The sequence below is a fragment of the Bacillus sp. RHFS10 genome, assembly GCF_016757475.1.
In the GTDB taxonomy this organism is placed as follows: domain Bacteria; phylum Bacillota; class Bacilli; order Bacillales; family Bacillaceae; genus Bacillus; species Bacillus subtilis_G.
The window spans coordinates 281,472-293,944 of record NZ_JAESPO010000004.1 but is presented as its reverse complement, the minus strand read 5'-3'; the positions used below and the strand labels follow the sequence as shown (position 1 = coordinate 293,944).

The 12,473-nt window shown below is 43.7% G+C and carries 12 protein-coding genes; 6 read left to right on the top strand and 6 right to left on the bottom strand.

Annotated elements, in window-relative coordinates:
* The first annotated feature begins 104 nt into the window (after positions 1-104).
* The 3 genes from JMN17_RS15910 to JMN17_RS15900 are packed head-to-tail and all read left to right on the top strand — an operon-like array spanning position 105 to position 2,412.
* Positions 105-1,247 (top strand): GAF domain-containing sensor histidine kinase, encoded by a 1,143-nt coding sequence (locus tag JMN17_RS15910; protein ID WP_202328520.1) that lies wholly within the window; start codon positions 105-107, stop codon positions 1,245-1,247.
* Positions 1,244-1,891, top strand: a complete 648-nt coding sequence (locus JMN17_RS15905; protein ID WP_202328519.1) for a response regulator — start codon at positions 1,244-1,246, stop codon at positions 1,889-1,891. The genes JMN17_RS15910 and JMN17_RS15905 overlap by 4 nt, the downstream gene beginning before the upstream one ends.
* Positions 1,888-2,412: an NADPH-dependent FMN reductase gene (locus JMN17_RS15900; RefSeq protein ID WP_087991184.1), complete on the top strand. Its 525-nt coding sequence runs from the start codon at positions 1,888-1,890 to the stop codon at positions 2,410-2,412. The genes JMN17_RS15905 and JMN17_RS15900 overlap by 4 nt, the downstream gene beginning before the upstream one ends.
* Before the next feature lie 14 nt (positions 2,413-2,426).
* On the opposite strand, the gene JMN17_RS15895 is transcribed toward JMN17_RS15900, so the two are convergent.
* Positions 2,427-2,669, bottom strand: coding sequence for a YhdB family protein (locus JMN17_RS15895; RefSeq protein ID WP_003224139.1), 243 nt, complete (start codon positions 2,667-2,669; stop codon positions 2,427-2,429).
* Between the two features lie 198 nt (positions 2,670-2,867).
* Between JMN17_RS15895 and JMN17_RS15890 the strand changes: the two genes are divergently transcribed.
* On the top strand, positions 2,868-3,191 hold the full coding sequence (locus JMN17_RS15890) for a YqzG/YhdC family protein (protein ID WP_087991185.1): 324 nt from the start codon (positions 2,868-2,870) through the stop codon (positions 3,189-3,191).
* Positions 3,192-3,232: 41 nt separating this feature from the next.
* Here the strand turns inward: JMN17_RS15890 and JMN17_RS15885 are convergent, their stop codons facing one another.
* From JMN17_RS15885 to JMN17_RS15875, 3 genes are all read right to left on the bottom strand, one after another.
* A complete protein-coding gene (locus JMN17_RS15885; protein ID WP_202328518.1) occupies positions 3,233-4,690 on the bottom strand; it encodes a C40 family peptidase in 1,458 nt (485 codons plus the stop codon).
* 151 nt (positions 4,691-4,841) lie between these two features.
* A complete protein-coding gene (gene nsrR / locus JMN17_RS15880) occupies positions 4,842-5,282 on the bottom strand; it encodes a nitric oxide-sensing transcriptional repressor NsrR (RefSeq protein ID WP_202328517.1) in 441 nt (146 codons plus the stop codon).
* A gap of 109 nt (positions 5,283-5,391) precedes the next feature.
* Positions 5,392-6,918, bottom strand: coding sequence for a mechanosensitive ion channel (locus JMN17_RS15875; protein ID WP_202328516.1), 1,527 nt, complete (start codon positions 6,916-6,918; stop codon positions 5,392-5,394).
* Positions 6,919-7,083: 165 nt separating this feature from the next.
* Here JMN17_RS15875 and spoVR point away from each other — a divergent pair, with 165 nt between their 5' ends.
* A complete protein-coding gene (spoVR, locus tag JMN17_RS15870; RefSeq protein WP_087991189.1) occupies positions 7,084-8,490 on the top strand; it encodes a stage V sporulation protein SpoVR in 1,407 nt (468 codons plus the stop codon).
* 29 nt (positions 8,491-8,519) lie between these two features.
* Here spoVR and phoA read toward each other — a convergent pair whose 3' ends face one another.
* Positions 8,520-9,905: an alkaline phosphatase PhoA gene (phoA, locus tag JMN17_RS15865; protein ID WP_202328515.1), complete on the bottom strand. Its 1,386-nt coding sequence runs from the start codon at positions 9,903-9,905 to the stop codon at positions 8,520-8,522.
* A gap of 531 nt (positions 9,906-10,436) precedes the next feature.
* On the opposite strand from phoA, the gene JMN17_RS15860 reads away from it, so the two are divergent.
* Positions 10,437-11,450, top strand: a complete 1,014-nt coding sequence (locus JMN17_RS15860) for a C40 family peptidase (protein WP_087991191.1) — start codon at positions 10,437-10,439, stop codon at positions 11,448-11,450.
* A gap of 69 nt (positions 11,451-11,519) precedes the next feature.
* Here the strand turns inward: JMN17_RS15860 and citR are convergent, their stop codons facing one another.
* On the bottom strand, positions 11,520-12,395 hold the full coding sequence (citR, locus tag JMN17_RS15855; RefSeq protein ID WP_087991192.1) for a transcriptional regulator CitR: 876 nt from the start codon (positions 12,393-12,395) through the stop codon (positions 11,520-11,522).
* Between the last annotated feature and the right edge of the window lie 78 nt (positions 12,396-12,473).

Sequence of the window (12,473 nt, the reverse complement as noted above, 5' to 3'; positions counted from 1 at the left end):
CTCATCCAAAAGTCTGAAAGAAAATCATCCCTCAAGCGAAGTAATGAATGACATAAAACTGGTATAATCTTAGATAACAGGAGATGAATGCCGGAGTGAGTGACGTGAGCAAAACGAGGATGGAAAAATTAAAAACGCTGAAAACGATTGCGGAAACCTTAAATCAAGGACACGATGTCAAAGCAACACTGGATGAGGTGTTAAAAGAATTGCTGAGTGTAACGAACCTTCAATCGGGATGGATTTTTCTAATCGAAGAAGACGGCTCCTATACGTTAGCGGCCGACGCCTATCTGCCCCCCGCTTTAAGCCGCAAGGAAAAAGTGCTGATGTGCGAAGGAGAGTGCTACTGCCTGACGAAATTCAATAACGGAGGGCTTAGAAGGGCGGCTAATATCATGAACTGCAAACGCATAGAGTCGGCCGAAGAGCTGCACTGTTTTGACACAGAAGGGATTACGCATCATGCAACTGTGCCTTTAGAAGACGGAGACAGGAGATTCGGATTGTTAAATGTAGCCGCGGCCGGAAAAACCATGTTTGATGAGGGGGAGCTGCATTTACTCGAGTCTGTCGCCTTTCAGATCGGAACCGCGATCCAGCGCATGAATCTTTCTGAATATAAACAAAAAAATGCGCTATTAATGGAGCGCAACCGCCTCGCTCAGGAGCTCCATGATTCTGTCAATCAAATGCTGTTTTCCGTTAGTTTAACAGCCAGAGCGGCAAAGACACTCACAAAAGATGAGAATTTGCAGCAGATGATTGATTTCATTCAAAACTTATCACAGGACGCGCTCGCAGAAATGAAAGCGTTAATTTGGCAGCTTCGCCCCGGAGGGTTGGAAAAAGGGCTGTCTGAAGCCATTAAAAGCTATGGCGCGCTCATCGGATTGAATGTCATTTTCACACAAAAAGGCTGTCAGGTTCTTACTGATGAGCAGGAGCATATGCTGTGGCGTGTCGTACAGGAAGCTTTAAATAACTGCAAAAAGCATGCCGGAACTGGTACGGCGTATGTCAGTCTGACTGCTTCTTCATGCCATGCGGAGCTGGATATAATCGATCATGGGGCAGGGTTTCGCTATGAAGCGCATGCCGGTCTGCCTTCACTTGGCATCAAGGGTATGAAAGAACGGGCGGAAAAAGCCGGCGCGGAGTTTTTGATTGAGTCAGAGCTTGGAGCGGGGACAAAGGTGTCCGTCAAGCTTCCGCTAGCCAATCAGAAAGGAAGGACAATGCAATGAAAATTGTAATAGCGGATGATCACCATGTTGTCAGAAAGGGGCTTCGTTTTTTCTTTGCCACCCAAGATGATATTGAAGTTGCCGGAGAGGCCGCAACCGGAACAGAAGCTCTTCGTATCATCGGAGAAACAAAGCCCGACCTTGTGCTGATGGATCTGTCTATGCCCGAGATGGACGGAATACAAGCCATAAAAAAAGCAGTTCAGCAATTTCCAGGGGTCAAAATCATTGTGCTGACGAGCTATTCCGATCAAGATCACGTCATCCCCGCGCTTCAGGCAGGAGCGAAGGCGTATCAATTAAAGGATACGGAGCCCGAGGAATTGGTGAAAACACTTAGACAAGTGCATGGTGGAGAATACAAGCTTTCTTCAGCTATTATGCCCCATGTGCTAACACATATGAGAAATCAGCGCGATCCGGAAAAAGAAAAATTTTATCAATTAACACGAAGAGAAAAGGACGTTCTGAACGAAATTGCGAACGGAAAAAGCAATAAAGAAATCGCGGCGGCCTTGTTTATTTCAGAAAAAACAGTGAAAACCCATGTGTCGAATCTTTTAGCAAAACTTGAAGTGGCCGACCGCACGCAAGCAGCGCTTTTCGCAGTAAAATATAACCTGAATGGAGAGATCGCGACATGAACATGTTAGTTATAAATGGCACGCCCAGAAAACATGGCAGAACAAGAATTGCCGCATCCTGCATTTCAGCGCTGTATCACACGGATTTGATTGATCTAAGCGAGTTTATCTTGCCGATTTTTAACGGTGAAGCAGAGCAATCAGAACTTTTGCAGGTACAGGAGCTTAAGCAGCGCGTCACTAAAGCGGATGCGATTGTCTTATTATCGCCTGAATATCACAGCGGGATGAGCGGCGCTTTAAAAAATGCTCTGGATTTTCTAAGCAGCGAACAATTTAAATATAAGCCCGTTGCATTATTGGCAGTGGCGGGAGGCGGAAAAGGCGGCATCAACGCGCTGAACAATATGAGAACTGTGATGCGGGGTGTCTACGCCAATGTGATTCCGAAACAGCTTGTACTTGATCCAGTGCACATTGATATTGAAAAGGCTGCAGTTACGGAACCTATAAAGATCAGCATAAAAGAGCTTGTCGAAGAACTCACTATGTTTGCAAAAGCAGGAAATCCCGGCGTCTGAACGCCGGGATTTGTTTATGTGAGCAGGGCTAATTGATCTTCGTAAGTCAGCTCTGTGGCATGATCAATATAACGGAGAAGGGAATACAGCATCTTTTCAAGAACAGCGTAATCCTGTTCAAAATGATACGCGTGCAGAAAATGCTCGATTCGTTTTGATAACAAATCATCCTCTGTACGCACCATTAAAATTAATAAATTATCCCATTGGGAACGGTGGGTGTAATACAGCGCTTTATCGTAATCGGCATAATCCATGAATCGCTTCTCCTTTCTTGTGTGAGAAGTTCATGATTAGTTTATGCCGCATCCTATGTAATTGACGTTGCAAAACTTGGCGTCTGCGGCAGTACAGGGTAGCAATATGAGGGAGACATAAAATCAAAATGACTGAATGAAGCCATCGCTTTTGGAAAACCTATGAGAGAACAAATCTGGGTACAGGAGACTGAAAATATGAAATCCCTGCCGTATTCAATTGCGCTTCTTTTTTGCGGATTGATCATTGTGTCAATGGCTGCAAAAGGGCATTCAGCGAACACAAACGAGTCTGTTCAAAAGTGGGAACAGCTTGCCTGGAGCAGAATTCAGGATGAATATAAGGGCGCTTCATTTTCTGATTACGCTTATATGGGGCGGACCGAGGTGAATGATCAGCAGACAAAAGATGTCTTTCGGGTGACGGTCAGACAGAATGACGACACCTTTTCTGTTCGGGCCGAAGTCTATTTTCATCCGGTGACAAAACATATGATCAGCATTAACGTTTTTCGGCTCTAATCAAAAAACTGTACAGCCGTTAAGGCCATACAGTTTCTGCTTTAGAAATATCGTTTTGCACCGAGATAGCGCTGTTTCCAGTAAGAGTTGTTCATACTGGAAATAACAACTCCGGAATCATTGGCATTAATGAATTCTCCGTTTCCGAGATAAATCCCGATATGAGAAGGGCCGGCTTTGTATGTTGAAAAGAAAACGAAGTCTCCGACAGCAGGCTGGCTGACAGATTTCATTGTGTTCCAATATCCGGCTGCCGTTAATCTTGATACGGATGTGACTTTGTTTAGCGCATAATAAATGAAACCGCTGCAGTCAAATCCGGCCGGTGTCGTGCCTCCCCAGCGATACGGAACGCCAAGCTGTTCTTTAGCGGCGGCAATCATCGTATTAATCTTCGCGCTTGTTGAGCTGGACGTGCTTGAAGAACCGGATGAGGAAGAGTGGGAAGCTTTTCCGGTAATGACCAATTTTTGGCCAACCTGCAAGACATCCGTTCTCAAATTGTTTTTCTCCCGAATCTGCTGAGCTGTTACATTGAACTTCTGAGCAATCACCCACAAGGAATCGCCGCTTTTCACCGTGTATGTAGTCGTCGATGTGCCAGAGCTTGCATTTGACTTAGAAGACGATGACGGTGAGGAAGTGCCTGAAGATGCTTTACCTGTCAGCTTCAGCACTTGTCCGACGTATATCACATCTGATTTCAGGCTATTGCTGTTTCGGATTTGCTGTACGGTCACGTTATAGCTGTTTGCGATTTTCCAAAGTGAATCTCCGCTTTTTACAGTGTATTTCGATGTTGCCGACGTTTGGTTTGAATGAGATGAAGTGTCTTTGGAAGACGTATTAGAACCGCTTGATTTTGTTTTCAACACTTGATTCACATAAATGGTATCTGATTTTAAGTGGTTCAAGACCTTTAATTCGGCGACGGACATGTTGACTTTGTTTGCGATTTTCCAAAGCGAATCGCCAAGCTGCACCTTGTATGTTCCGGCAGAAGATGAAGAGCTAGAGCTCTTTTTGGAACTGCTTTTTGTATTAGAACTAGAGCTGGAGCTGGAACTGGAACTTGAGCTTGAAGAAACCGTGCCGGACACCTTTAATTTCTGCCCTGCACGAATCATATCGCTGCTGAGTCCGTTTAACTTTTTCAGTTCCTGCACCGTCATTTTATACTCAGTTGCGATCAGCCAAAGTGAATCGCCGCTTTTCACTGTGTAAACAGAACTTCCGCTCTTTTTGGTTGTTGAGCTTGAAGTAGATGAAGTTCCGGACTTGCTGCCTGGAATGGTAAGCGTCTGGCCGATCGACAGAACGGTAGTCGAAAGATGGTTGGTGGATGTGATGGCCGCCACGCTTGTATTGTAGTTTTGGGCCAGTTTCCATAAAGAATCTCCGCTTTTGACCTTAATCGTAGCTGCTTCAGCTGGTGTGACTGCTAGAGTTGTACTGACAATCGCAGAAGCTGTCAGCCCTGCTGCTAATTTCTTTTTCATCTGAGCTCTCCTTTTTCCCCCAATGATTTGAATTTACTGTTTCTTTTTTATATCGGCAGCTTCGTCTCATCGTTTTGCCTTTTTTTAAAAACAGCCCAATTTTCTTAACAAAAAGGGGGAAAAAGGGCATAAAAAAAGAAGGAATCTTTATCTATTCCTTCATTTTTAAAAGCTTCATGATATCTTCTTTGTTTTTGACAAGGTCGCGCAGTGTGTATTTGTCTAAAACCGCAAGATAGGCCATTAGCGCTTCATTAAGCACATGCTTCAAGCCGCACACCGGGGAAATGATGCAAAGATTTTTATTCACATCAAAACACTCAACAATATTAAAATCGTCTTCCGTTTTTCTGACAACCTCACCGATGTTGATGTCTTCAGGTTCCATGCCTAAGCGTATGCCGCCGCCTCGTCCGCGTATCGTTTCTACGTATCCGAGCTGGCCGAGCCTGTATATGACTTTCATGAGATGGTTTTTTGAAATAGAATACGTTTCGGCAATCTGTTTTATGTTTGAAAGTTCTCCAGGACGTTCTGCAGCCAGAAAAATCAGCACTCTTAATGAATAATCAGTATAATTTGTTAATTTCATAATAAGACCTCGGAAAAAGAGATTTTCTATATCTTATCATAATCGATTGAAAAATGAAAAAAAAGGAATTTTTAAAAAACGTGCGCCCAGTAGGGTGCACGTTTTTTGTTTACATGTTATTCGGCGGATTTTGGTTTTTACGGTTTTTATCGATTTCGGTGTTTTGCATTTTGCGTTCAAATGCAGACAGATAACGTGATGCAAAATCCTTTCCGCCAAGGCCGAAGGATAAACCGAAAGCGAGTGCGAAGCCGCTAAGCACGATGATGAACGCGGAATTGACGATCGTTTCAGCAACACCAAGCTGATCCAGGGCCATAAAGAGAGCAAGTGCGATAATCGTATATTTGGCAATCGCCGCCAAAGACTTGAATTCTTGGCCTTTAATGATGCTAGAAAGCACTTTTCGAACCAATTCTCCAGCGTAAAGACCGATTCCGAGAATGAATACGGCGACAAGGGCATTCGGCAGATACGCGATAATGCCAGTCGCAATCTCTACGAGGAAGTGCATCTGAACAATTTGCAGCGCCTCGGCTGTGAACAGCAGAATGACAATGACTTGCGCGATCATGCCGACAACTTGAGATAGGGACAGCTTTGCAGGTGTTCCTGTTTCCATCCCCATTTTTCCTAACACAGAATCAAAGCCTGCGCGATGGAGCAGTCGGGACACCATGTTGTTCACCCATTTTCCTGTCCATATACCGGCTATAACAAGCACGATGGCAATGATGATGTTCGGAAGCATATTTAAAATAGTATTCAGCATAGAGACAGCCGGTTTCGAAATGCCGGTGACATCCAGCTGATCAAGTGCTGAAATGACAACCGGTATTAAAATCAGCACATAAGCGATTGTTCCGATGACTGCAGAAAGGCTTGTATCTTTTAAGTAAACTGATAAACCCATACGTGCGGCGAATCTTTCCGTGCCGATGCTTGCAAGGAAATTTGTTATGATATCACGTACAAGACGGGCAACAAGCCAGCCGATTAAAACGATAAGTGCGGCAGCAAATAATTTCGGCAGAAAAGCGAGCACGCTTTCCATCATATTTGTAAACGGACCCGAAATGCCGCTGATGTTCAAAGAAGATAAGACCCCCGGCAGGAAAACAAGCAGCACGAGATAAAAGACAACTTGTGAAGCGGCATTAACTGCCTGATGAATATCTTTTCCTTCAGACACAACATTCCACTTGCGCAGCTTGTCACTTGTGTTCAGCTTCATCCCGATTTTTTTGACAAGGAAGCTCAAAACAGAGGCTGCAGCCCATCCTAACAGCAGAATGAGCCCGGCCTTCAGCACGCTCGGGATAGCCGCGGTAATGGCGGAAAGCATGCTGACAAACGGTGATGCCACTGTTGTCAGGTGCAAAATGTTAAAGAATAAAATAAAGACGATAATCAATGCGATAAAATAAACGACCTTGCTTATGACTTTTTCCGAGGAATAGCGTGATGGCTTTTTCCCAGCAAACAGCTTATCGTCAATTTTTGTTTTTCTGAGCCCTTTGTATACCGCTTTTTCAATGATTTTAGCGATAGCCCATCCGATTAATAAGACGAGTAAAGCAATGATTAAGTTTGGCAGCTTACTGAGATAAGAAGAAAGCATGTCTGCTGCATTCAATTGGTATCGCTCCTTTTTTTCATAATATGGTGTGTTTTTACCCACTGGCACAATCGGCAAACAGATGAATGTGCCGGGTGAATTTTTTTCTTGCCCAAGTGCGGCTATCATCTTTTGTCAGGCGGGCTCATACATTATAGATAAGTCCAAGTAGGGGGGATTCGGTTGAACGCGGAGGAGAAGAAGGGATTACAGCGGGCAATTGAGGAGATTACCGAAATTGCAAAAGGATTCGGCCTTGATTTCTACCCGATGAGATATGAAATCTGCCCGGCTGAAATTATTTATACATTCGGCGCGTACGGGATGCCGACAAGATTCAGCCACTGGAGCTTCGGCAAGCAGTTTCACAAAATGAAGCTGCATTACGATCTTGGTTTAAGCAAGATTTATGAGCTGGTCATTAACTCGGATCCATGCTACGCTTTTTTGCTGGACAGCAACTCACTGATCCAAAATAAATTGATTGTCGCTCACGTTCTCGCCCATTGTGATTTCTTCAAAAATAACTGCCGTTTCCAAAACACGAAGCGCGATATGGTGGAAAGCATGGCGGCAACAGCCGAGCGGATTAAGTACTATGAACAGGTTCACGGGATAAAGGAAGTAGAGGCTTTTTTAGACGCGATCCTATCGATTCAGGAGCATATCGATCCTTCTTTGGTCCGTCCGAAGCTCCTATGGAGTGTGGATGATGAGGAAGATGAAATGGAAGAGGCAGCGACGCCGTACGATGATTTATGGTCTTTGGATGAAAAGAAACCGAAAAAACACGTGAAAAAATCGAAAAAACCTTTCCCGCCGCGGCCGGAAAAAGATATTCTGCTATTTATCGAGGAGCATTCACGTGAGCTGGAGCCGTGGCAGCGTGATATTTTAACGATGATGAGAGAGGAAATGCTTTATTTCTGGCCTCAGCTGGAAACAAAGATTATGAATGAGGGCTGGGCTTCCTATTGGCACCAGCGAATTATACGCGAGCTTGATTTAACCTCTGATGAAGCGGTCGAGTTCGCCAAGCTGAATGCTGGTGTCGTCCAGCCGTCCAAAACAGGCATCAATCCTTATTATTTAGGGCTGAAAATATTTGAAAACATTGAGGAGCGGTACAATAATCCGACGGATGAAATGAAGAAAGTGGGCGTACAGGCTGACTCGGGCCGGGAGAAAATGTTTGAGGTCAGGGAAATTGAATCCGATATCTCTTTCATCCGCAACTATTTAACAAAAGACTTAGTGATGCGCGAGGATCTTTATTTGTTTCAAAAACAGGGCAGAGATTATAAAATCGTCGATAAAGCGTGGAAGTCGGTGCGCGACCAGCTCGTAAGCATGCGGGTAAACGGCGGGTTTCCGTATTTGACAGTAAACGACGGCGATTATATGAAAAATAACGAGCTCTATATTAAGCATTGGTATGAGGGCATAGAGCTGGATTTGAAATATTTAGAGAAAGTGCTCCCTTACTTATTCCAGCTATGGGGAAGAAGCGTGCACATCGAGTCTGTGCTTGAGGATAAGGAAGTCATGTTTTCGTACGATGGAAAAGGTGTTCACCGCAGATATCTATAAAAAAGAGGATGCAGCGTTCTGCATCCTCTTTATTTTCCCGCTTTCAAAATCTTAAATATGATGTTTGCCTGATCGGTATTGTTAATCAGTCCTCGGAATTTTTCTTTTCCGGGGCCGTACGCGTATACTGGCACTTCTTCGCCGGTATGATCGGCACTCGTCCAGCCGCTGTTAGATCGTGTGTTAAAAATCTTGATGATGGCTTTGTAGGCGCCTTTGCTTTTGTCAGCCTGTGCAGCGGCTTCAACACTTTTGATTTCATCAGAGGTGAATTTCAGATTTGTATAGCGGGTGAGCACATCTTTGACCGGTTTGCCTTCACTGATTTTTTTGGCCATAAATTCAGGTGTTTTTTTTGCGGCGAGAATCGGCTCCGCGTGCCAATTCTTTTGACCATTTGCGCCGATGGTAAAGCCGCCGGTTGTATGATCAGCAGTTGCAATGACAAGCGTGTGTTTATCTTTTCTTGCAAAATCAATCGCGGCTTTATAGGCCTGTTCAAAGTCTTTAACCTCACTCATGGCTCCTACTGTATCGTTGTCATGGGCCGCCCAGTCAATTTGGCTGCCTTCGACCATCAAGAAAAATCCTTTTTTATTTTGGTTCAGGCGGTCAATTGCTGAAACCGTCATGTCCTTGAGAGATGGTGTTTTGCTGTCACGGTCGAGCGCTTTAGCAAGCCCTCTGTCTGCGAAAAGGCCAAGCACCTGCTGATCTTTATTTTTCTTCAGCTCTTGTTTTGTTGTCACGTAGCTATAGCCGGCTTGTTTGAATTCCTTCGTCAAATTTCTGTCCTCGCGGTTAAAATATGATTTTCCGCCGCCAAGCAAAACGTCTATTTTTTGTTTTCCTTTTATTTTGTCATCCATATAGCTGTTGGCGATTTGGTCCATGTTTTTCCGTGATTCATTGTGGGAGCCGTATGCGGCAGGGGTGGCGTGGTTAATTTCAGACGTTGCGACGAGCCCGGTCGATTTTCCTTGCTGTTTGGCTTCTTCGAGCACAGATTTCACTTTTTTTCCGTTTTTATCGACGCCAATTGCATTGTTATATGTCTTAACGCCTGTCGCTAATGCTGTTCCGGCGGCGGCTGAATCTGTAATATTAAAGTCCGGGTCATCAGGATGCGTCATCATCATGCCTGTCAGGTTAGGGTCAAATTGGGTCAACTTTGGGTTATTCGGTGTTTCCCCGTTATTCTTCATGGAACGGTAGGCGTTTATGTAAGGCGTCCCCATGCCGTCACCGATCATCACAATGACATTTCTGATCTCGGCTTTGTCTTGTTTTTTTGCGCTGGCCTTTTCAGTCTGCTGCAGTTCTGCACCGGCAAATATGCCGGCTGTAAGCACGGAAACAGCTGCGATTGGCAGCAGTTTAGATTTCAGATTTTGAAACAAATTCATTTTTTGCATGCCTCCTTTAATGTATTTGTTTATCATGTTAGGGAAATTTTGTTAAACGCGGCTTTTGATCGTGTAAACATTAAGTAAAGCATTGTAAGGAAATGAAAACATCTGTTTCGTTATCTTGCCTTTTTTCAATCAAAGCATTCATTTTTTCAGAAAAATCTTTACCCCTCTGCCCTTGCGTGATATGTTTATTTAAATAAAAAAACTGCGGATAACCGCAGCTTTCCTCGAATTGCTTTATGTCTCACTTTTCCACTATGTGAGCTGACCCCCGAAAGTTTGTCATTTATCCCCTTTATAATGGAAAATAGCCCAATAAACATGACAAAAGGACGCGTTTTTTGTCACCTTTGAAACGAAAATGAAATATTTTATACCCTTAAAAACTTTTTTTAAGAACGAATAAGTAAGAAATTAGTCACATGAAGTCAAGACTATTTCTGTTGGGAATCTATCCTTATAATAGAAACCAATAAGATTAATTTAAAAAAAGAGATACATATATAGAGAGAGATAAACATTGGGGAGGAAAATATGAAAAAGCAAATCATTACAGCTACGTCAGCAGTGGTTTTAGGATCGACACTATTTGCAGGAGCGGCATCTGCACAAAGCATCCAGGTGAAAAAAGGCGACACGTTATGGGGACTTTCAAGAAAATACGACACAACGATCGGTAAAATTAAATCAGAGAACAGCCTTCATTCAGACATGATTTACGCAGGGCAGACTTTATCAATTAACGGCAAAACTTCAAGTTCAAAAAGCAGCAGCTCTTCCAGTTCTTCATCTTCTACATACAAAGTAAAGAGCGGGGACAGCCTTTGGAAAATTTCAAAAACATATGGCATGACAGTCAGTGAACTGAAAAAAGTGAATGGCTTAAAGTCAGACTTGCTTCGTATCGGACAAGTCCTGAAACTGAAAGGTTCAACAAGTTCTAGCAGCTCTAGTTCATCGAAGGTATCAACGTCTTCAACTTCCACTTATAAAGTGAAGCGCGGGGACAGTCTGTCTAAAATCGCAAAGCAATACGGCACGACGGTTAGCAAGTTAAAAAGCTTAAACGGCTTAAAATCAGATTTGATTTATGTCAACCAAGTGTTGAAAGTGAAAGGAACAAGCACAAGCTCAAAAACTGTTTCTTCCGGCTCTTCATCATCTTCAAGCAGCAAAGCACCATCTACTACATCACTTAATGTTAGCAAGCTGGTTTCTGATGCGAAGGCGTTAAGCGGAACGCCATACAAATGGGGCGGAACAACGACTTCCGGCTTTGACTGCAGCGGATTTATCTGGTACGTGCTGAATAAACAAACAAGTGTGGGCAGAACAAGCACTGCGGGATACTGGAGTTCTATGGAGAGCATTTCCAGCCCGTCTGTCGGTGATTTTGTCTTCTTCACAACATATAAATCCGGCCCTTCTCACATGGGGATTTATGTCGGCAACAACAATTTCGTTCATGCAGGATCTAACGGTGTTCAGATCAGCAGCCTGGACAACAGCTACTGGAAGCCTCGTTACCTCGGTGCGAAAAGATTCTAATTTTAAAAGGAAACCCGTTCATTGGAACGGGTTTTTTCATTAGGCGGAGAATCTCCGATTTGGTTGCTCCTAAAAATGAAAATGTGATAAAAAGTCCAAGAATTTTTTTTCTTTCTTATTTTCATAAAGGGCGATTGCATAAGCGCCGGCATAGGGAAGCTGTACAGATTGATAAGGGATTCTGATCATCTGTTTCTCTGCCAACTCACGCTTTACTGTCGATAAGGGCAGAAATGAAACCCCGAGCCCTTCCTTGATAAACCGTTTCGTTATATGTGTTTGAGTGACTTTCATTGTTCTCACAAATGGAAATGTCACTCTGACTTGACGGAGCAAGTCGTCCCAGTAATCAGGATGATTGTGGGTCAAAAGCAGGTATTGCTCCAGCACCTCTTTGGCATCAATTTCTTTGTCTGCCATGAAACGCTGATCGGGCGGGGCAACAAGGACTACCGGGTCTTTATATAAGCAGTGGCAGGTTAAAGAGGAAGACTGTACCTTTAAACAGCTCAGCCCGATATCTGCTTCCCCGGCTTTAATCAGCGACGCGATTTCCGCCGATTCAAAAATCGTCACTGCCATTTCTGTTTCTGTATTCATTGCTGTGTACCGCTTCATGACAGAAGGAAGCACTGTATCTGCGATAAGCGGAGAAACCGCGAGCTGTAAGGTTTGAGAGTAGCCTTGTCTCACTCTGTGAAGCTCTGCCATGCTGTTTTCGTAATCATCAAGCAGCCTGAGCGCATACGGCAAATAAGCCCTGCCTTCATCAGTCAGCTGGATCTGCCTGCCCTTTCGTTCGAACAGTTTGCAGCTGATTTCTTTTTCTAATTGCTTGATATGTACGGTTACAGTGGGCTGAGATAAAAAAAGCGTTTCCGCTGTTTTCCGGAAGTTTTCATATTTCGCAGCAGTCACGAAGGTGTGAAGCCATTTGAAATCCATTTCTATTCTCCCTCTGATTAATATTTTTAATTAATATCCTTTAAAATATTCAATATTTTTTAAATATTATATTTACTA